The 20,716-nt window shown below is 69.5% G+C and carries 17 protein-coding genes; 9 read left to right on the plus strand and 8 right to left on the minus strand.

Translation table 11 applies throughout. The features are described 5' to 3' along the window. Positions 1-5 precede the first annotated feature (5 nt). Genes LHJ74_RS02750 through LHJ74_RS02760 form a run of 3 tightly spaced genes read right to left on the minus strand, consistent with a single transcriptional unit; the run spans position 6 to position 3,647 of the window. Complete coding sequence (locus LHJ74_RS02750) at positions 6-1,052, minus strand: ABC transporter permease (protein ID WP_260215789.1); 1,047 nt, start codon at positions 1,050-1,052, stop codon at positions 6-8. Further along, complete coding sequence (locus LHJ74_RS02755; protein ID WP_260215790.1) at positions 1,045-2,595, minus strand: sugar ABC transporter ATP-binding protein; 1,551 nt, start codon at positions 2,593-2,595, stop codon at positions 1,045-1,047. Before LHJ74_RS02755 ends, LHJ74_RS02750 begins: the two co-directional genes overlap by 8 nt. Continuing rightward, the gene (locus LHJ74_RS02760) at positions 2,592-3,647 is read right to left on the minus strand and encodes a sugar ABC transporter substrate-binding protein (protein WP_260215791.1); all 1,056 of its coding nucleotides are present in this window, start codon (positions 3,645-3,647) and stop codon (positions 2,592-2,594) included. The genes LHJ74_RS02755 and LHJ74_RS02760 overlap by 4 nt, the downstream gene beginning before the upstream one ends. Before the next feature lie 242 nt (positions 3,648-3,889). Here LHJ74_RS02760 and LHJ74_RS02765 point away from each other — a divergent pair, with 242 nt between their 5' ends. Next, complete coding sequence (locus LHJ74_RS02765) at positions 3,890-4,639, plus strand: FadR/GntR family transcriptional regulator (RefSeq protein WP_375546642.1); 750 nt, start codon at positions 3,890-3,892, stop codon at positions 4,637-4,639. Here LHJ74_RS02765 and LHJ74_RS02770 read toward each other — a convergent pair whose 3' ends face one another. Next, positions 4,640-4,930 carry an ATP-binding protein gene (locus LHJ74_RS02770; RefSeq protein WP_260215792.1) on the minus strand — a complete coding sequence of 97 codons (291 nt, stop codon included), beginning with the start codon at positions 4,928-4,930 and terminating at the stop codon, positions 4,640-4,642. A gap of 56 nt (positions 4,931-4,986) precedes the next feature. Here LHJ74_RS02770 and LHJ74_RS02775 point away from each other — a divergent pair, with 56 nt between their 5' ends. The 4 genes from LHJ74_RS02775 to LHJ74_RS02790 all read left to right on the plus strand — a co-directional run bounded on the left by LHJ74_RS02775 (position 4,987) and on the right by LHJ74_RS02790 (position 7,456). Continuing rightward, the gene (locus LHJ74_RS02775; RefSeq protein ID WP_311203241.1) at positions 4,987-5,388 is read left to right on the plus strand and encodes a DUF5753 domain-containing protein; all 402 of its coding nucleotides are present in this window, start codon (positions 4,987-4,989) and stop codon (positions 5,386-5,388) included. Continuing rightward, positions 5,385-5,579 (plus strand): DUF397 domain-containing protein, encoded by a 195-nt coding sequence (locus LHJ74_RS02780; RefSeq protein ID WP_260215793.1) that lies wholly within the window; start codon positions 5,385-5,387, stop codon positions 5,577-5,579. The genes LHJ74_RS02775 and LHJ74_RS02780 overlap by 4 nt, the downstream gene beginning before the upstream one ends. Positions 5,580-5,714: 135 nt before the next feature. Continuing rightward, a complete protein-coding gene (locus LHJ74_RS02785) occupies positions 5,715-6,566 on the plus strand; it encodes a phosphotransferase enzyme family protein (protein ID WP_260215794.1) in 852 nt (283 codons plus the stop codon). A 176-nt stretch (positions 6,567-6,742) separates the two neighbouring features. Continuing rightward, positions 6,743-7,456: a hypothetical protein gene (locus tag LHJ74_RS02790; protein WP_260215795.1), complete on the plus strand. Its 714-nt coding sequence runs from the start codon at positions 6,743-6,745 to the stop codon at positions 7,454-7,456. 191 nt (positions 7,457-7,647) lie between these two features. Here the strand turns inward: LHJ74_RS02790 and LHJ74_RS02795 are convergent, their stop codons facing one another. The 4 genes from LHJ74_RS02795 to LHJ74_RS02810 form a co-directional block, all read right to left on the minus strand. Further along, complete coding sequence (locus tag LHJ74_RS02795; protein ID WP_260215796.1) at positions 7,648-8,151, minus strand: hypothetical protein; 504 nt, start codon at positions 8,149-8,151, stop codon at positions 7,648-7,650. A gap of 142 nt (positions 8,152-8,293) precedes the next feature. Further along, a complete protein-coding gene (locus LHJ74_RS02800; protein WP_260215950.1) occupies positions 8,294-9,160 on the minus strand; it encodes a peptidoglycan-binding protein in 867 nt (288 codons plus the stop codon). Between the two features lie 554 nt (positions 9,161-9,714). Next, positions 9,715-10,674, minus strand: coding sequence for an NADP-dependent oxidoreductase (locus LHJ74_RS02805; protein ID WP_260215797.1), 960 nt, complete (start codon positions 10,672-10,674; stop codon positions 9,715-9,717). A 277-nt stretch (positions 10,675-10,951) separates the two neighbouring features. Further along, complete coding sequence (locus LHJ74_RS02810; protein ID WP_260215798.1) at positions 10,952-12,763, minus strand: pectate lyase-like domain-containing protein; 1,812 nt, start codon at positions 12,761-12,763, stop codon at positions 10,952-10,954. A gap of 1,805 nt (positions 12,764-14,568) precedes the next feature. On the opposite strand from LHJ74_RS02810, the gene LHJ74_RS02815 reads away from it, so the two are divergent. Genes LHJ74_RS02815 through LHJ74_RS02830 form a run of 4 tightly spaced genes read left to right on the plus strand, consistent with a single transcriptional unit; the run spans position 14,569 to position 20,678 of the window. Further along, positions 14,569-16,278 (plus strand): AMP-binding protein, encoded by a 1,710-nt coding sequence (locus LHJ74_RS02815; RefSeq protein WP_260215799.1) that lies wholly within the window; start codon positions 14,569-14,571, stop codon positions 16,276-16,278. Next, positions 16,268-16,837, plus strand: coding sequence for an acyl-CoA thioesterase (locus LHJ74_RS02820; RefSeq protein WP_260215800.1), 570 nt, complete (start codon positions 16,268-16,270; stop codon positions 16,835-16,837). Before LHJ74_RS02815 ends, LHJ74_RS02820 begins: the two co-directional genes overlap by 11 nt. A gap of 17 nt (positions 16,838-16,854) precedes the next feature. Further along, positions 16,855-18,435, plus strand: a complete 1,581-nt coding sequence (locus LHJ74_RS02825; protein WP_260215801.1) for a class I adenylate-forming enzyme family protein — start codon at positions 16,855-16,857, stop codon at positions 18,433-18,435. Positions 18,436-18,461: 26 nt separating this feature from the next. Beyond that, entirely contained in the window at positions 18,462-20,678 is a 2,217-nt protein-coding gene (locus LHJ74_RS02830; RefSeq protein WP_260215802.1) for an anthranilate synthase component I, read from the plus strand. The last annotated feature ends 38 nt before the right edge of the window (positions 20,679-20,716 follow it).

The following is a 20,716-nucleotide window of genomic DNA, read 5'->3' on the forward strand; positions in this document are numbered from 1 at the left end:
GCCGCTCAGTCCTGGCCGCGGCCGGTGGTGACCCGGGCGATCATCAGGGCGACGAGGATGATCCCGCCGTAGATTGCCTGGATCCAGAAGGACGACACCTGGGCCAGGGTCAGCAGGTTCTGCACGATGCCGAGCAGCAGCACGCCGGTGAGCGCGCCGAACATGGTGCCTTTGCCGCCGTCCAGGCTGATGCCTCCGATCACCGCCGCCGCGAAGACGGTGAAGATCATGTTCTGGCCCTGGTTGGCGTTGATCGCGCCGACATAGCCGGTCTGCATCAGGCCGCCGAGTGCCGCGAGGACACCGGCGACGACGAAGACGCCGAGCAGGACGCGCTCCACCCGGATACCGGCCGCGCGGGCCGCCTCCGGGTTGCCTCCGATCGCGTACAGCGCGCGCCCCCAGCGGTGGTACCGCAGCACGAACCCGGCGAGGCCGAACGCCGCGGCGGCCAGCCATACGGACAGCGGGATATGCAGGAAGGTGCTGGTGGCGAGCGTGTAAAAGGCTTCGGGCAGCCCGAAGAGGGTCTTCCCCTCGGACGCCCCGACCAGCAGCCCGCGCAGGACGATCAGCATGGCCAGGGTGACGATGAACGCGTTGAGTTTGAGGTGCACCACCAGCAGGCCGTTGAAGGCACCGAGCGCCGCGCCGACGACGAGGATGGCCAGCAGGGCCACCGCCGTGGGCAGCTCGGTGCCGAACCCGGCCTGGGCGGCGGGGAGCACGAGCAGCGCGCCGAGCGCGGGGGCGATGCCGAAGACCGATTCGAGTGACAGGTCGAACTTGCCCGCGATCAGCACCAGGGACTCGGCGAGCACCACCATCGCCAGGGCGGCCGAGGCGCCGAGGATGGAGATGAGGTTGCGCTCGGTGAGGAAGGAGTCGTTGAGCAGCGTGCCCAGCAGCATCAACAGCAGCAGCGCCGGTACGAGCGCCAGCTCCCGGGCCCGGCGCAGCAGGAGCGCCCTGACCCCAGGTGCCTGGGGCGAGCTCTTCCCGCCGGATGGAGGCGGCGCGGTGGAGGGCGCCGGAGTCTTGGTGTCAGCCACGGTCAACTCCTTCAATCGAGGCGATCAGCTCCTGGTCCGACCAGCCCGCCGGCCGGTCCGCGACGACCCGGCCGTGGAAGAGGACGAGGACCCGGTCGCAGCGCCGCAGATCGGCGAGTTCGTCGGAGACCATCAGCACCGCGGTCCCGTCCTCGCGGGCCTGGTCCACGCGGGCGAGCAGTGACTGCTTGGACTTCACGTCGACGCCCGCGGTCGGATTGATCAGGACGAGCAGGCGGGGGCCGGAGGCCAGTGCCCGTGCCATGACGACCTTCTGCGCGTTGCCGCCGGAAAGGTCGTGCACGGGCTGCTCCGGCCCCTCGGTATGGATGTCGAGCCGCTCGATGAGCGCGCCAGCCACGTCCCGCTGCCGGTCCGCGCTGACGAAGCCGTACCGGCCCAGCCGCTCCGGCACGGTCATGGTGGCGTTGTCGCCGACGGACATCCCGGCGACCAGGCCCTGTTCGTTGCGGTCGCGCGGCACACAGCCGACACCTGCGCGCAGGGCGGCCGGGACGTCGCCGAACGGCAGCGGCTCACCGTCGAGTTCGGCCGTGCCGGAGACCGGGTTGTGCAGTCCGGCGAAGCTCTCGGCCAGCTCGATCTTGCCGCTGCCGCTGCTCCCGGCCAGGCCCACGACCTCGCCCCGGCGGACGGTGAGGTCCACGTCCTGGTACGCCCGGGAGCTCAGCGCCTGTGCCCTCAGGACCACCGGCGCGTCGGCGGGGGCCGGGGGTCGTACGGCGTCGGTGTCCGCCACCGGCTCCCCCGCCATGGCCTCCACCAGTGCGGCGTGCGGCAGACCGGTCACGGGTGCGGTGGTGATCCAGCGGGCGTCCCGCAGCACGGTGACCGTCCGGCAGACCTCGTACACCTCCTGGAGATGGTGCGAGATGAACAGGAAGGTCACCCCGGACGCCTGGAGCGCGCGCATCCGGGTGAAGAGCCGCTCGATCTCGCGGTTGTCGAGCTGTGCGGTGGGTTCGTCGAGAACGATGAAGCGGGCGCCGAAGGAGAGCGCCCGCGCGATCTCCACCATCTGCCGGTCCTCGACCGGCAGATCCGCCGTACGGGCGTCGGGCGCGACGCGCACGTCCCAGGTGTCGAGGAGTGCGGTGGCCTCCGTGCGCAGCCTGCGCCAGCTGATGACGCCGCCGCGTACGGTGGGCTGCCGGTTGATGAAGAGGTTCTCGGCGACCGTGAGTTCCGGTACGACGGTGGGTTTCTGGTAGACGCAGGCCACCTTGCGGCGCCAGGCGTCGCGGTCGGCGGGCGGAGGCGCGGGCAGACCGTCGAAGGTGACGGTGCCCTCGTCGGGTGACTGCAGGCCGGTGAGGATGGAGACGAGGGTGGATTTGCCCGCGCCGTTGCGGCCGACCAGGGCGTGGGATTCGCCGGACCGCACGGTCAGCCTGCCGTCCTGGAGGGCGACCGTCGGTCCGTAGCGCTTGGTGATGCCCAGCGCTTCGGCGAGCGGCGCATCCCCGGCCCGGGTCTGAGTATGGGTTTCGGTCTCAGCGTCCTTCTCGGTCTCGGTATTCATTCGACGGTGTTGCCCCACAGCTCGGGGTCGTCGACGTTCTTCCTGGTGACCAGGGGCGCGGGCAGCTGGTCCTCCAGCAGGCCGTTGGGCAGCCGGACGATCTCGGAGCCGTGGTCCGTCGGGCCGGGCTTGAACGTCTCACCGGCCATCGCGGCCTTGATGTAGTGCATGCCGTACTTGGCGTACGCGTCGGCGGGCTGCGAGACGGTGGCGTCGATCTGGCCCTTGCGGATGGCCTCCAGCTCCTGCGGAATGCCGTCGTTGGAGACCACGGTGACATGGCCCTTCTCGCCGGACTTCTTCAGCAGCCCCTTGCTCTTGAGGGTCTGCAGGGTAGGGGCGAGATAGACGCCTCCGGCCTGCAGGTAGATGCCCTTGATGTCGGGGTTGGCGTTCAACAGGGTGTCCAGCTTGGCGGCCGCGGTGTCGGCCTCCCAGTTCGCCGGGATCTCCAGAACCTTCAGGTCCGGGTACTTCTTCTCGGCGCAGTCGCGGAACGCCTTGGAGCGCTCGCGGCCGTTGACCGAGGCCAGATCTCCCATGATCTGCACGACCTTGCCGGACTTCACCTGCTTCCCGAGGTAGTCGCAGGCACGCTTGCCGTAGGCCACGTTGTCGGCGCGGACGACCATGGCGACCTTGCCCTTCTCCGGGGCCACGTCCACGGCGACCACGGGGACGCCCTTGCGTTCGGCCTGGTCCAGCCCGGCGGAGATGGCGGCGCTGTCCAGGGGAGCGACGACCAGCCCTTCGACGCCCTGGTTGAGCTGGTTGTTGATGTCGGTGATCTGCCGTGCCGAGTCGCTGTTCGAGTTGACGGTCTTGAGAGCGTCGACCCCCGCGGCATCCGCCATCTTCGGCACGTAGTCGTTGTACGCCTGCCAGAACGGCGAGGTCAGCAGCGGAACGATCACCCCGACCTTGCCGCCCCCGCCACCGTCAGCTCCACCGCCGACGTCGTCCTTCGTACTGCCGCAGGCCCCGAGGAGCAGGGCGGCGCATGCGGCGAAGGACACCGCACGTGCCCGTAGCATCCCGTGTCTCACTGCCATGGCAACCACCTGACGGCCCCTCACCGAAGAGGAGCACTCAGTACGGCGGGCTCACCGGCCTAGCTGTGGTCCGGAGATCCCCTTCTCCACACGAAACGAATAGTGATCCGACCAATCCACTCCGTCAATGCCGCCGCAGGCACTTTTTCTCGATCATTCGTGTATTACTCGAAGAGTGGTCCGACCACCTGTGGGATTGAAGGGGTAGAATCCCGTAAATCCGAGACAAGGGGAGGAACAGCATGAAAGAGGAAACTCCGGACCAGGAAGCTCTGCCCAAGGAAGCTCCGCACAAGGAGACGGTGACGCAGCGCGCCATCGAGCAGATCAAGGCGATGATCGCGCAGGGCCGCCTGGAGCCGGGGCAGCGGCTGCCCACCGAGCGGGACTTCGCCGCCCAACTCGGCCTCTCCCGCAGCTCCATGCGGGAGGCGATCCGGGCACTCACGGTCCTCGGCGTACTGGAGGCCCGGCACGGGTCCGGGGTCTACGTCACCCAGCTGGAGGCGGGCGATCTGCTGGAGACCTTCGGCGTGGTCGCCGACCTCTCCCGCGGACCGCAGCTGGCCGAACTCCTGGAGATCCGCCGCATCATGGAGTCCTCGGCGACCGCCCTCGCCGCGGCCCGCATCACCCCGGAGCAGCTGGGCGTCGTCGAAGCGCACCTGGAAGCGATGCGACTGACCGAGGACCCCGAACGGATACTCGCCCACGACCTGGCCTTCCACCGGGCGATCGCGGTGGCCGCGGGTAACGAGACCCTGGCCGTCCTCCTGGAGGGGCTCTCCTCCCGCACCTTCCGGGCCCGGGTATGGCGCGGCTACCGCGAGGAGGGCGCGTTCGAACGCACCCGGCGGGAACACGAGCGCATCCACCGCGCGCTGGTCGCCCGCGACCCGGAAGCGGCAAGGGCGGCAGCCGCCGCCCACGTGGGCGAGGTCGAGCGCTGGCTCCGCCTCCAACTCGACCAGGGCACACCTCTGCCGGGCTGATCACCCGGACGCGTCCTCCGGGGAGGAGGACGCGTCCGATGCGGCGGACAGCTCCGCCCACACCGTCTTCCCGATGCCGCCTACGCGTTGGCGCACGCCCCAATGGTCGGCCAGCGCCTCCACCAGCAGCAGCCCGCGCCCGCACGTCTCGTCCTCGCCGGGCCTGCGCACCTCCGGCTTACCTTCACCCGCGTCGCTGACCTCCAACCGAAGCCGCCCGGAGCCGGATTGAACGATCCGCACCCCCACCTGCCGGTCCGGCGGCACCGGCACCTGCACAGCATTGGTCACCAGCTCCGACAGCACGAGTTCCGCCCGAGGAGATCGACCAGTTCGTCCAAGTGCGGATGGCCCGGCAGGAACGGCTCAGCAGTGAGACCCCTCTGGAGTTGTGGGCGGTACTCGCGGAAGGGGTTCTTCGGCAGCACGTAGGCGGCCCTGCGGTGATGCGTGCACAGTTGGAGCACCTGGCGGCGATGGCTGAGCTGCCGAACATCACTGTCCAAGTACTGCCGTTCTCGCGCGGTGCGCACTCCGGTATGTTCGGCCCGTACCTGGTGCTGAGCTTCCCGCAGGTGACATCGCTTGATCTCGTGCTGACGGAAACCCCGACCGGCAACATCTGGATGGAACGGGAACCCGAAGTCGCTTACTATCGTGCGCTCTTCGATGATGCGCGAACGGACGCGCTGCCGCCCACGGAATCGCTCAGGCTGATCCGCCGCATCGCCAAGGAGTATCGATCATGACCCGTGAACATCGGCTTCCCCCGGAAACAGCATGGCGAGCGAGCACATACAGCGGCGGACAAGGAAACTGCGTCGAGGTGGCCGACGGGATACCCGGTCTCATCCCCGTACGCGACAGCAAGCGTCCCACCGGGCCCGTGCTGCGCTTCCCCCAACACGCCTGGGGTGCCTTCCTCGACCGCCTGCGCTGAAGCGCGTCGCCACTGCCGTTGGTCGGGTACTCCCGGCAGTTATTGCCGGTCACGGCACTCGAAACTTGGTACCGTGGCCCAGGTCGCTACCGCTGGGAGAGTACGGCAGCGCGCTAGGCAGGGGGCCGGGCAACGATGCAGGCGTCAGAGTTCCCGCGTGCGATGGCCGCGGCCATGTCGATCGCCTCAGCACTTGGCCTGACAGCCGACGACGCGATCGTTCTCCATGACTCGAACAAGCTCACGCTGCGCCTGCTGCCTTGTGACGTCCTGGCACGGGTGGCACCCGTAGCGCATCAGGTCGCACAGTTCGAAGTCGAGATCGCTCAGCGGCTCGCCGAATCCGAGAACCCGGTGGCTGCTCTTGAGCCCCGAGTCGAGCCACGCGTCTACGAGCGCGACGGCTTCGTGGTCACGCTGTGGACTTACCACGAACCTGCGACGCCTGAAGAGGTCTCGCCAGCCGACTACGCCGATGCCCTCGCCCGGCTGCATGCAGGCATGCGCAAGCTCGATGTCCCGGCACCGCACTTCACGGACCGAGTCGAGCAGGCCCAGCAACTCGTGGCAAGCCGCGACCGCACACCGGCGCTCGCCGACGCGGACCGGGAGCTCCTCGGCAACACGTTGCGGGGCCTGAGACGAGTGATCGGCGAGCGCGGCGGCGCCGAGCAGTTGCTGCACGGCGAGCCGCACCCGGGCAACGTGCTCACCACGGAGAACGGGCTGCTGTTCATAGACCTTGAGACGTGCTGCCGTGGGCCTGTCGAATTCGACCTCGCCCATGCGCCCGAAGAAGTGAGCGAGCACTATCCGAATGTCGATCAAGGCTTGCTCCGCGAGTGCCGGATCCTCGTGCTGGCGATAATCACCACGTGGCGTTGGGACCGACACGACCAACTCCCCAACGGGCGCCAGCTGGGCACCGAGTGGCTCAGCCAGATCCGAGCAGCGCTCGACCGCAATGGGCTGGATACCCCTGGCTGATCGCGGGCCTTCGAGGTCGTGGACGCAGGACTCGCCGCACTTCTCGGCGCCGCTGGTTGCCCAGGCCTCGTCCGTCGGCGATCCCCTCCAGGTTCTCCCGGTGGCGTTTCACCGTCCCTCCTGCCGTCAGCGGAAATCCGTTCGACGCACCGGGCCGGAGTGTCATGATCCCAGTCGTGACGACTTCCCCGCAGTTCCTGGCCCGGGCCGCCGCCCGCAACAACGCCGAGTGGTGCGCGGCGATGAGCCGATCGCACGGCTTGGTGGGCGAATTCGAGGCACAGGCGTGGTCCGCTCCGTCCCGCACGCCACTGTATTACCCCGACGCGGTGACGCTGGTGCCGGGCGCCGACCCGACCGCGCTGGTGTCCCGGGTCGACACCACCGCACCCGGCGCCTCCGTCAAGGACAGCTTCGCCGACCTCGACCTGACGGAGGCCGCCGGCTTCCAGGTGCTGTTCGAGGCGCAGTGGATCCACCGCCCGGCGCGCGCGCCCGCCCCGGCGCCGGACCTTTCGTGGGACGTGGCGGGCAATCCGGACGCGCTGCGCGCCTGGGCACTCGCCTGGGACGACAGGGCAGGCAACGCGGACCTCTTTCGGCCCGAACTACTCGACGACCCAGCTACCTTCCTGCTCGCCGGACACTCCACCGACGGCCGTGTGCTCGCCGGAGCGGTGGCGAGCCGCAGCGACCAGGTGGTCGGAATCTCCAACGTCTTCGCGCTGGACAGCGGCCCTGACGCGGCCTGGCCGGTCGTACTGGCTGCGGTGAACCAGCTGTTCCCCACCCTGCCGGTGGTCGGCTACGAACAGGGAGACGACCTGGCGGCAGCCATACGTCATGGCTTCGAGCCGGTCGGTCCGCTGCGGGTCTGGCTGCACGGCTAAGAGCGAACTGGGCACGCAGCAGCAGCCGGACCAACTCGGCGTCGGTCTCCGCTTCGTCCGCGTGCATCTTTCCCATGCCTACCCGCCACATCTCTCGGTTCCTGCCAGGATCGTCGCATAGTCAGACCGTGCCCGAGAGCTCATATGTGCCGACCGCGCTGCCGGAGCGACACCACGCAGGCGGTGCTGCTTCAGCCGCAATACGTGTTGCGCAACAGCGTGTTGATCCGCTTGCCGTCGGCCTCGGTCACCGTGTGGTTCCCGGTGCTGAACCGCTCGGCGGCGAGCTGGTCCGGGGTGGCGGCGGTCCGCTGGAGGTCGGCGCACTGGGCGTCAGCCTTGCTGATGTCCTTGGCTGTACCAAGTGCGGCATCGATATAACGCAGGCCGCTTTGGAGGGCGGCTGCGCGCGCCGCGCCGAACGCCTCGTCGACCTGGGAGCTCGACTCCGCGGTGGGTTCCGCCGGAAGCTTGTCGTCGGTGGGGCGGGGCGAGGCACTCGGACTCTTGTCGGGCGTCGCCTCCGGCCCCGGCGATCGGGTGGCCTGGCTCTCCGACGTCCCACCCGTGCTCGGCTGGTCGGGGCCGGCCTTGTCCGCGCCTTCGCTCCCGCATCCGGCCAGCAGCAGCGCCATGCCCGGAGCGAGGAGTACGAGAGCCACGCCTTGGCGTCGCGTGGAGAGCATCTGGCGCATGGGATCCGCTCCGTGGTCAGAACCGGCCGCTGTCCTTGGCGAACACAGTATGGCGTACCGCTTCCCTGGCCGCTCCCGGTCCGCGCGATCGCGCCAACGGCACGGCCGCGCGCACCCGTCGGTGCGCGCGGCCGTCGCGCCGTCACCCGACGAGGGCCTCCCAGGTCTTCGCGCCCGCCAGACCGTCCACGTACAGGCGGTTGGCGCTCTGGTAGGCGCGGACGGCGGAGGTGGTCACCGAGCCGAAACCGCCGTCGACGGCGAGCCCCGCGCTGTGCTTGTTCAGCATCACCTGAAGCGCGCGTACGTGCGATCCCGAGTTCCCCTGCCGGAGCGAGTACACGAGTTTCGGCCAGGTCTTCGGCCCGACCTGGCCGTCCGCCACCAGCCCCCGGGAGGTCTGGAACTTCTTGACCGCGCTGACCGACACCGAGCCGTAGACCCCGTCGGCTACAAGTTTGGTGCCGCGCTGGGTGATCAGGTACTGGATGGCCCTGACGGTCGTGCCCGCGGCCCCAGGACTGATGGCCGACCAGCCGCCGCCCAGGTCCACGCCTCGGGCGGAGAGGTAGGTGACGGGATTCGTCGTGGCCCCCAGCCCTCCCGCGTGGGTCTCGAAGTGGAGGTGGGGACCGGTCACGTTGCCCGTGGCGCCCATGTCGCCGATGCGCTGGCCGACGGAGACCCGGGCGTTCAGGGCGATCCGGAACCGGCTGAGGTGCCCGTAGTAGGTGTACCGTCCGCTGCCGTGCGAGAGGACCAGGCCGTACCCGCTGCGCCCGGTCAGGACGCCGGTGCCGCGGCGGATCACGGTGCCGGCGGCAGCCGCGTAGACGGCCGTGCCCGTCGAGTTGGTGACGTCCTGCCCCGCGTGCGGGTAGCTGCCGCGCGGTGCCCCGTAGTGCCCGCCCGAGGGGAAGTAGCCCCGGGCGGGGTTGCACCAGCGGCCGTCCTTGAGAGTCGCCGCCGAGGCCGATGACGTCAGCATCGGCGCCCCCGTCAGCGCCACCCCGAGCCCGGCGCCGACGCCGAGCACAAGCTTTCTGCGTGACGGCCCCGAGGGCCGGGCCTCCAGCGGCTCTTCCCCCGCGCCCTCGTCCGGACCACACTGCTCACACATGTCCCGCCTCCTGGATTCCCAGTGGTTCTACGCGCGTTGCATTGGCGAGAGCATGCCAGATAACCAACCCACGCTCCAGGGGTCATGCAGGGCTGGGCGGGGGCTGCACACCCTGGCCAGTTCGTGATCTTCGTCGGTCGATGGCGTGACCATGATCCGTGGGAAATCCTGGTCAGAACATCGACCGATACCAGCGCTGCTGTGTCAGACCAGTTGCCGCAACGCCGCTTCGGTCACGGTGTCAGGTGCGGACCCCGTGTGCCGGATCCAGTCGGTCAGCTGCTCGACGTCGCGCGTGATTCCGCCTGAGCACCGGCTGCGCCGACAGCCCGGCTGGGCGAGGAGTGCCAGCTACCGACACCGATACGGACAGAGCGGCGGGATACTGCCGGGGGCTGGCACTCCGCCCATCTCGGCGAAGAGCTGCCCCCGGTCGCCGGCGGTCAGTCCTCGCGGCAGCGGAGGACGAGCTTTCCGGTGGTGTGGCCGGTCTCGCCCTCGGCGTGGGCCTTGGCGGCCTGCGCCAAGGGGAAGGCCGCGGCGATCGTCGCGCGCAGTTGGCCCGCGGTGACGAGGGCGGCGATCGCGTTCATGCCGCCGTGGTCCGACTCGACGACCATCAGCTCCGCCCGCACGCCGCTGCGGTCGGCCTCTTCCCGTAGCTTCTGCTGCCCGACCGGCAGGATCGAGACGAGGGTGCCGCCGCGGCGGAGGGTGGTCAGGGAGCGGGTGCGGTAGTCGTCGCTGCCGATGGTGTCCAGTACGACGTCCACCCCGCTGACGGCGTCGGCGAAGTCGACCTGCCGGTAGTCGATCAGCTCGTCCGCACCCAGTCCGCGCAGCATCTCGTGCTTGGCGGCGCTGGCCGTGCCGATCACGAACGCGCCGCGCGCCTTGGCGATCTGCACAGCCAGATGCCCGACCCCGCCCGCCGCCGCGTGGATCAGTACCCGCTGCCCGGCCTGTACTCCGGCGGTGTCCACGAGCGTCTGCCAGGCCGTCAGCGCGGCCAGCGGCAGCGCTCCGGCCTGCACATGGTCGATCCCGGAGGGCTTGTGGGCGAAGCTTCGCGCAGGTGCGGTCACATATTCGGCGTGCGCGCCGGCACCGTACGGATAGGGCAGCATCCCGAAGACCTCGTCGCCCGGCTTGAAGAGGGTGACGCCGAGGCCGACCTTCTCGACGACCCCGGAGACGTCCCAGCCCAGAACGAACGGCGGTTCGCCGAGGAAGAGCCCGCTGGCCCGGTGCTTCCAGTCGGTCGGGTTGAGCCCCGCCGCGTGCACCCGGACCAGCAGCCCGCTCACGCCCGGCTCAGGGCGTTCCACTTCCTTCTCCGTCAGCACCTCGGGGCCGCCGAGGACGTCCTGACTGATCACACGCATCATCTTCGTTGTCGTCATGGGCTCAGAGTGCCCCGGTCCGGCGCCGCGAAAAATGCCCGGACGGCGCGGAGGACGGCCGGTACGAAATCCTCACCCGCACGGCCGACGGCCGTCCGGTGAACGGCTGGCTCGCGGCCATACGGACCGGCCGGGACACCGCCCCGGTCCGTTTCCTCGTCGCGCGGCCGGACGGGTGCGGCCGCGGACCGGCCCGCCCGCGGGGAGGTTCAGCGGGGCGGACCGGTCCGCGGCAGGAGGTCAGGCACCTCTTCGTGCACCCGGATCACGCGTCCCGTCAGGGATAGGACACCACCGTGGACGGGATGGTGTCGCTGCCCGAGGTCGGTGCGCCGATGTTGTTGATGACGTGCTCGTACTGGCCAGCGCCGCCCAGGGACACGACGAGCAGATGGTGGAACTTCACGCCCGGCTTGTTCGGCGCCGCGAATCCGTGGCCCTGGATGATCGTCGGGTCCACGTTGTAGTAGCAGTAGTTGCCCAGCCCCCATCCCTCGTGGGTGTTCACGGAATCGCCGACCCGGTAGGCGGCGAAGCCCTTCTGACCGTTGTTGTCGATCGCCGCCTGGTTGGGGGCGTCGTACGCCTTCTCGCTCTGGAAGAAGATGGTGCGGCCCCGCTCGCCGAACCACTGCACGTCGTACTTGTTGAAGTGTTCGACGAACAGCCCGGTCGCCAGGACGTCGGCACCGTTGACGACGAGGCCGTAGTCGGCGCGGTTGGTCTCCCAGCCCACGCCATCCCCGTGGTCGGCGCGCCAGATCCACGTGTGATCGATGATCGTGTGGCGGCTGTTGACGACCAGGCTGGTCGTCGCCTTGCCGGGGCCCGCGCCGCCGATGCGGATGAAGAGGTCCTGGACCGTGATCGGGTTGGCGGAGTGGTTCGCGGACGCGCCTTGCTGCCCGACCTCCACCAGGGTCTCGGAGTTGGCCTGGCCGGCGTCGACGAGTATCCCGGCGAGGCGTACGCCGTCCACGTCGGCGACCCGCAGTGCGGTCACGCCGTTGTCCGGGATGAGGGTGGCGTAACCCAGCCCGAGCACCACGGTGTTCGCGTGCCGCACCTCGATCGTCTGGTCGAGGTGGTAGATGCCGGGGGTCAGCAGCAGATGGAGGCCCTGTTCGAGCGCCGCGTTGATGGTGGCGGCGGTGGCGCCCTCCTTGACGACGTAGAAGTCGCTGAGCGGCAGCGACTGGCCGCGCGGGGTGCCGTTCCCCCAGGTGGTGCCGCTGGAGTTGGTGCGCAGCTCGGGGAGGAAGACCCGGTAGTCCGCACCGTCCAGGTAGAGGAAGGGCTTTTCCCGGGAGAGCGGGGTGGTGGCCAGGGTGGTGTAGGGCGGGTCGGGGAAGCTCTGCGCCGGCGCGCCCTGGACCCCGGAGAACACCATGTTCCACACGGCGTTGAGCCAGCCGCCGACCGAGCTGTCCCGCGTGTACCACTGCTGCTGGGAGTACGGCCCGACGGTGCCGTCGATCCGGCTGTCGGCGATGTAGCCGCCGCTCGCCCAGCCGTAACCGGCGGGCGCCAGGTTGAGGCCGCCCCTGATGTGCATCCGCCGGAACGGCGCGGCCTGGGAGACCGCCCAGCGGTTGGTGCCGCTGACCGGGATGAGGGCGAGGTTCTCCACCGAACGCCAGAAGTTCTGCGTGGCGTTGCCCTCGAACCATCCGGCGTCGACGGTCACGTCGCCGTGGAAGGTCGTGTCGTCGGGCGACAGGCCGAGGCCCGCGATGGAGGTGTAGAAGCCGATCTGGGCGTTGAGTCCCTGGTAACTGCCCGGCTTGAAGAACAGCTGGTAGCGGCCGGTGCCGAACTGCGCCGACTCTTGCCGGGCGAAGATCTCGTCCAGCTTGCCCTGGATGCCGGGTGTGGAGGGGTCGAAGACCAGCACGTTCGGGCCGAGGTCGCCGCCGCCGGGCAGGGGATCGGCGGCGGCGGGCAGGGAGTCGGCGGCTGCGGTCTCCGCCGAGGAAAGGGTCGTGAGGGTGGCGGCCGGGACCGCGACGGCCATCGCTCCGAGGACCTTCCGGCGGGAAGGTGCGGATCTGGGGGTATCCGCCGCGTCGTGGGTGGGGGGCGTGGGCATGGGCAACTCTCCTAGTTCAGGAAGTGAACGACTGAAGACCTGGGAGCGCTCTCTTGCGTCCGGAGCTTTCTTGGAAGTGAACGAGGTGTCAAGGGCTGCGGACGGAGTTCTCTCAGTTCTGGCCGACTCCTCGACAGAAAGGCACCGTGTTCTGGTAATTGGTCCCTGTTTGCCGCTGCCGGCAGGGCCCGCTGACCCGATCCGTTGAGTTCATGAGGTGACGAATGCAGGGCAGTTCGTCCGGCGTCTTGACAGTGCCGGGGCGCACTTCTACCTTGCGAGGGAGAGCGCTCTCCAGCACTCAGCCGGTCTCCTGCCCGGCGGCGGCCGCCGTGGGCGCGGTCCGCCTGCTCCCCGCCGACCTCCTGAAAGCGCCCGGCACTTGCGACCGCCTGGTCTTCGCGTAAAGAGGAGTGGGCCGCCCGACTGCGGGCGCGTTACCTCCTGGCGTCCGCGCCCGGAGGTACGGTCGTCCTCGAGGTGGCGTACTGGGGCCCGTTATCGGGAATGCTTTCCCGTGACCACATGCCGGAATGAGCTGAACCAGGACGCAAGAACGGGTTATGTGTGACGTGCATTACCGTCCATGCTTTTCGGAACTAATTATTCCGCATCGTTTCACGCAACTCCCGCATAACTGCGCGACAGGTGTGGTAGGTTGGAGATGCGATACTGCACCGTGAACGGCCGTCAATGGCTTTCAACGGTGCCGCCGTGGCACACCGAAATCGAAATCCTCGATGGCTGTCCGTTCAACCGCGGAAATACCGCAGTCGGACAGCGCTTTGATCCGCGAAGCCCCGCGCGCATTCCCTCCGGGGCTCGCCGACCGCATCGGCGCAGGTTGTCGGCGTAGGCTTCCGGCGCTTCCGCTTTCCTCCCCGGCAGCAATTCGGCGCGTGACGCGCGACGCACTGCGCCGCAGCGGTGATCGACTTGGAAGCAGGCGCGCGCACGGGCAGATACCCGGAGCCGGGCAGAGCGATGACGAAACTCCCGCCTCCCGGCCGGCGGCCCCGGCAATATGAGCGCGCTGACTCCAACCTGCACACTCTTACGCCTCGGCAACCCTAAGCCTTAGTGTCACTACACGAAGTCACCGGTGCCTCGATGTGGGGCGCGTAAAAGGGGGGTTGTCCGTGTACCGCACAAGACTGACGACGCACGTCGTCGCTTTACCGTCAGCCGGCCTGCGGGGCGCCGCGCTGCTCGACACGCCCGACCCCGCAGCCGGCAGAGCCACACCGCAGCCGCGGGCCGCTTCCGGTCCGCGGCTGCGAGGCGTTCCCACCCCCCGGGCCGGCGGCCTGGCGCAGGCCCGGGACCAGCACAGCGGGCGGGCCTGCGACCGCTGAACCGCCCGCCCGCGTCCGTCATCCGCCCACTGACCGTATGACCCGCGTTGGTATGCCCGTCCGCCACCCCGGTCCCCGCGTCTGTCCCACCAGCAGGCCAAGACTCCCCGTCACAAAACGGCTCGCACCATCGGCCTCCCCGGGAGCGCCGGCGCCCACCGCGGCCGTACGGCGTCGGCGTGCGCACCTCGCTTCCCCCTGTCTGCGGTGTCCGTCAACCAGGACGCCGCCACCCGCGCCCACACCCAGCACCTGAAGCGGCGAGGCCGGCACGTCCGGCAGCGCCCGCATCCGTCTGTCCAGCACCGTCGCTGGATGCCCGCATCACCCCCGTCGCGTGACTCCGCGAGTGCCGGTCCGCCATGCCCAGTGACCGAGGGCGGCACACGGCTGCCCTACACCGACCGGCCCGGTGCCTCGCCGCGTCACCCTTACCGAGAAAGGCCGAACATGGCTGATGCCCTCAGTGAGAACGCGTCCACCACCACGTACGACACGCGCACCGCGCACACGGACACGTTCGTCCTCGACAACATGCCACCGCTCTCCCAGCAGCCGGAACTAGGCTCCACCCTTCCCGAGCTCGACTTCCCGACACGGGTCAACTGCGCCGGCGAGTTCGTCGACCGCTGGGCGGAGCAGGACGATGCCGGGGCGCGCCTCGCCCTGATCTCACCCCACGGCATCCGGTGGACCTACCAGGATCTGGACGAGATCGTCTCCCGGATCGCCCACGTGCTGACGACCGATCTCGGCCTGACCCCCGGCAACCGCGTGATGCTGCGCGGGTCCAACAGCCCCATGCTGGCAGCGATCTGGCTTGCCGTCATCAAGGCGGGCGGCGTGGTGGTCACCACCCTGCCGCTGCTGCGGCCCAAGGAGATCACCTACATCCTGGACAAGGCCCGCATCGACCACGTGCTGTGCGAGCGGGGACTGTCAGGGGATCTGGCCGAGGCGCTGGAAGACCGGCCGGAGGGTGTCCGGCCCCGGCTGATGTACTTCCACGGGGGCCCGGAGGCCGGTCTGGAGGCGGCGATGGCCGCCAAGCCGGTGCGGTTCACACCCGTCGACACCGCCCGCACCGACCCGTGCATGATCGCCTTCACCTCCGGCACCACCGGCTCCCCCAAGGCATCGGTCCACACCCACCGGGACGTGCTGGCGGTCTGCAACACCTTCCCCCGCCATGTGCTGGAAGTGTCGGAGCAGGACCGTTTCATCGGGTCACCACTGCTCGCCTTCACCTACGGACTCGGCGGCCTGCTGCTGTTCCCGCTCTACCACGGGGCGTCGACGGTGCTGCTGAGCGAGGGCTCGCCGATCGCCCTGGCCCGCGCCATCGCCGACTTCCGCGCCACCGTCTGTTTCAGCGGTCCCACCGCCTACCGCATGGTGGCGACCGAGGCGCACGACTGCGACCTCTCCTCGCTGCGCGCATGCGTCTCCGCCGGGGAGGCGCTGCCCACCGCCACCCGCGAACTGTGGAAGCAGAAGACCGGTATCGATCTGACAGACGGAATCGGGGCCACCGAGCTGCTGCACATCTTCATCTCCATGCCGGGTCGCGACGCACCGGCCCGCCCCGGCGCACTCGGGCGGGCGCTGCCCGGGTACACGGCCGCCGTATGGGACGAGCAGGGCCGCGCGCTGCCGCCCGGCCAGGTGGGGCGGCTCGCCGTGCGAGGGCCGACCGGCTGCCGCTACCTCGCCGACGAGCGCCAGCACGACTGGGTCAAGGACGGATGGAACCTCACCGGGGACTCCGGCTCGCTGGACGAGGACGGCTACTTCTACTACCGCGCACGCACCGACGACATGATCGTCTCAGCGGGCTACAACATCTCGCCCGCTGAGGTCGAGGACGCCCTGCTGTCCCATCCGGCGGTGCTTGAGTGCGCTGCGGTGGGCGTGCCCGACAGCAGACGCGGCTCCATCGTGAAGGCGTTCGTGGTCCTCGCCGGGAACCGCGCGCCCGGGCCCCAACTGGTCGAAGAACTCCAGAACTTCACCAAGCAGACGATCGCGCCTCACAAGTATCCGCGCGCGATGGAATTCTGCTCCGAGCTGCCCAGGGGCGGCACCGGGAAACTCCAGCGGTTCCGGCTGCGTGAGGCCGACGAAGCCGCCCGGAAGGCGGTATCCCAGGATGCCCGGTAATCCTTCCCGGCCTGCGGAGTTCGCAGTCGAGCGGCTCATCCGTTTCCAGCACTGCGACCCGGCGGGCATCGTCTTCTACCCGCAGTACCTCTTCATGGTCAACGAATTGCTCGAGGACTGGTTCGAGGAGCATCTCGGGATCGACTACGGGGCGATGTTCACCGAGCGGCGCATCGGCATTCCGACCGTACGGCTGGAATGCGACTTCCTCGGTCCGAGCAGGGTCGGTGACCGGGTGCGCTTCAGCGTACGGCTGCAGCGCATCGGCAGCAGTTCTTTCGAGCTCCAGTACCTGTGCGTGGGCGCCAAGGAGGGCGATATCCGGGTGCGCATGCGCGCGGTGCTCGTCTTCCTCTCCCTCACCTCGCACAATTCCCTGCCGGTGCCCGAGGACATCCGGGCGGCGATGGAGCCGTGCCTGGATCCGGTGCCCGGGAGCGGCACAGCGCCCGGGAAGAATTCCGGCCCCTCCGATACCGGCCCCTCCGATACCAGCACCACCGACACCAGCACCACCGACACCAGCACCGCAGGCCCCGGCGACTCCGGTGCCGCATGAGGAAGGAACACGAACCGATGCAGTCGAACCTGCTGAAGAACAAAGCGCTCGGCGCCGGCAACTTCTTCCCGCTGGCGAGCGCGGACACGGTCCTCGCCGTGGCGGTCGCCATCGAACTGGACCAGCCCTACACCTGCCACGACGGCCGCGTCCTCACCTCGCTCACACTCCCCGAGCTGGACGAGGTGAGCGACCGGATAGCCGGCGGCTACTGGCAGGACGGCATCCGGCCCAAGGATCCCGTCGCCCTCTTCCTGGACGAGAGCGTGCGCTACCTCGTGCACTACGTCGCCCTGAACAAGATCGGCGCCATTCCCGTCTTCCTCAACAGCGGGCTGCCGACCGACATCGCGACGCGGTTCATCGGCAACGTCGGTGCGGTCGCGGTCGTCTCGGACCACGACCGGCTCCCCCCGGACGCTCTCGGCATCCGCTACTACGAGACCGATCCGCACTCGGACCAGCCCTACCGGCGCTTCACCCACACCGACAACGACCCGACCCTGATCGCCCACACCTCCGGCACCACCGGCGTGCCCAAGGCCGTGCAGTTCAACCACCGGGGCTTCTTCTTCGGCATCAGGCAGCAGTCCGGGGCCGACCTCGGTGCGCGCATCCTCTCCGCCCTGCCGCAGAGTCACGCCTCGGCGATCTCCGTGCTGATGTCCGCCGTGCTGCGCGGCTCGACGGTGCTGCTCGCCACCCAGCGGGGACCGCAGCAACTGGTGGAGGCCATCGAGCGCTTCCGGCCGAACCTCGTCGGGGGCTTCCCGAGGACTTTCGTGGACCTGTGCCGGGTCGACCTGGACAACCGCGACCTGGACTCGGTCTCCCGCTGGATGTGCACCGGCGACGCCAACCACGAGCAGCACATCAGGAAGCTGGTGCGGCAGGGCACGCACACCGACCGGGGCGGGGAGGTCCGGCGCGGCTCCCTGTTCATCGACAACTTCGGCTCCTCCGAGTTCGGCTTCGCGATGTTCCGCACCGTCCACACGCCGACCAGCGACCGCTACGGACGCTGCATCGGTCAGCCCTTCGACTGGATCGACGTCGAGATCTTCGACGTGCACGACGAGCCGGTCGGGCCCATGACCGTGGGCCGTCTGGCCCTGAAGTCCCCGACGGTCACCTCTGGTTACTGGAACAACACGCTGCTCAGCGAGCGAAACCGAGTGCGCGGCTACTGGCTGACCGGCGACCTCGCCTACCGCGACCAGGACGGCCTCTACTACCACGTGGACCGCGCCTCCGACAGCATCACCACCGGCGGCGGCACCGTCTACAGCACCGAATGTGAGGAGCTGATCCTCACCGGCTTCCCGGAGATATTCGACTGCTCCCTGGTCGCCGCCGAACAGGGCGCCGACCGGGCCGCCGACAGCGCGGACGCCCACCTCGTCCTCAGTGTGGAGCCGGCGGACAGCCTCGCGGAGGGAGACCTCGACGACCTGCGCGGCCGTATCAACCTGGTGCTGCGCGAGCAGGGGCTGCCGCGGATCGAGCGGATCGTCCTCAAGGGCAGCGACGAACACGCCGGTCTCACCGGCAAGGCACTCAAGCGCACCATGCGCGAGGCGTACTCGAGCCAGCCGTGACCCATTCGAAGTCCCAAGGGGGAGACTTGTCCTCGTTACCGATCCTTCCCGCACGGCCGCAGCCGGACGCCGCCTCCGAGGCCCGTTGGGGCACCCCCGCGGGCGTGGGCGTCCTGCGCGTCAGCCAGCCGATGAACGTCCAAGCCGCCGCGGCTCTCGCCACTCTGGAGAAGGCGCTGGACGAGCGCCGCGGAATGCTGCTCCACCGAGGCGTGGACCGCGTCGTCGGGTACGTCGATCCACCGCTGGAAATCAACGTCACCGGCGGCCTGCTGGCCGTACGGGCGCTCAACGCACGTGGCCGGGTGCTGCTGCCCGCGCTGCGGCCGGCGCTGGCAGAGGTCCTGCGGCAACCGGACGTCACCGCGGACGTGGTGAGCGGCCTGGTGCCGCCGCCCGGCGTGGGTTTCGCCGAGGAGGACCGGACGCGTCACTCCGGCGTCTTCGCGGCGCTGCGCACGGTCAAGGCGGCACTGGCATCACGGGAGGACTCCCTTCTCGGTCTCTACGGTGCCTTCGGCTACGACCTGATCTTCCAGATGGAGCAGATCGAGCTGCACCAGGAGCGCAACCCGCAGGACCGGGACATGGTGCTGCATCTTCCCGACGAGATCATGGAGTTCGACCTCGGCGCGGACCAAGTCCGCCAGCACCGCTACGACTTCCGGGTCGGTGAGGTCTCGACACTCGGGATGCGGCGCGACACGCCCGCTCTCCCCTTCTCACCGGGCACGACCACGGAGCCGCGCGAGCGCGCCCCCGGCGAGTACGCCCGGCTGGTGGAGAGGGCGATGCCGCGCTTCGCCGCCGGTGACCTCTTCGAGGTGGTGCCCGGTCAGGTCTTCCGGCGCGGCTGCGCCCAGCCGCCCTCCACCGTCTTCCGCCGGCTGCGGGAGACGAACCCGGCGCCGCACAGTCTGCTGGCCAACCTGGGCGGAGGCGAATACCTGATAGGCGCCTCGCCCGAGATGTTCGTCCGGGTGCACCGCACCGGCGAGCTCGGCCAGGAGCGCGAGATGGTGGAGTCCTCGCCGATCAGCGGCACGATCGCGCGCGGCCGGGACGCGCTGGAGGATGCGGCCCGCATCCGGGAGCTGCTCGACTCCGTGAAGGAGGAGTCGGAGCTCACCATGTGCACGGACGTCGACCGCAACGACAAGGCGCGGGTGTGCGTACCGGGCACCGTGCGGCTGACCGCACGGCGGCAGACCGAGTTGTACTCCACGCTGATCCACACCGTCGACCGCGTCGAAGGGGAGATCGCCCCTGGCCGGGACGCGCTGGACGGCTTCCTCGCCCACCTGTGGGCGGTCACCGTCACCGGCGCGCCCAAGCTTGCGGCCGTCGAGTTCCTGGAGCGTGAGGAGCGGTCACCCCGCCGCTGGTACGGCGGTGCCGTCGGCAGCATCGGCTTCGACGGCAGTCTGGACACCGTGCTGACGCTGCGCACCATCCAGGTGCGCGACGGCGTGGCCACCGTACGGGCGGGCGCCACGCTGCTGCACGACTCGTCGCCCGAGGCGGAGGAGGCGGAGACCGAGCTCAAGGCGTCCGCGCTGCTGAACGTACTGGACCCGCCGCGCAGCGTCCCGGCAGCGCCCGCGCGGACCCGTACCGGTGACGGCCTGCGGATCGTACTGGTGGACCACCGCGATTCGTTCGTCAACTGTCTGGCCGACTACCTGCGGCAGACCGGCGCGGAAGTCACCACCTACCGCAGCGGCCGGCATCTGCCGGTGATCGAGCGGCAGCGTCCCGACCTGGTGGTGCTCTCCCCCGGGCCGGGCCGCCCCGCCGACTTCGGCCTCGGGCGGACGCTGGAGCTCGCCGAGCGGCTGGAGCTGCCGGTCTTCGGCGTCTGCCTGGGCCTTCAGGGGCTGGTGGAGTACTACGGCGGCGGCATCGGGGTGCTGGAGCGGCCGGTGCACGGCAAGCCGTCGCGGGTGCGGGTCACCGACGCGGACTCGCCTCTGCTGGCCGGGCTCCCCAAGTCGTTCGAGGTGGGCCGTTACCACTCGCTGTACGCCCTGGCGGACGCCCTCCCGGCGGAGCTGCGGATCACCGCGGAGACCGACGACGGCGTGCCGATGGCCGTGGAACACGCGCAACGCCCGTTCGCCGCCGTGCAGTTCCACCCCGAGTCGCTGATGTCCCTGAGCGGGCGCATCGGACACACAGTCGTCGACAACGCGGTGCGGGCACTGACCCGGCGGCCCCGGCTGCTGAGCGGCACGCGCTCATGACCGCCCCGCACGGCGGTCACCGCCCGGCCCGCACCGCA

The sequence above is a fragment of the Streptomyces gossypii genome (assembly GCF_025165795.1).
Classification (GTDB): domain Bacteria; phylum Actinomycetota; class Actinomycetes; order Streptomycetales; family Streptomycetaceae; genus Streptomyces; species Streptomyces gossypii.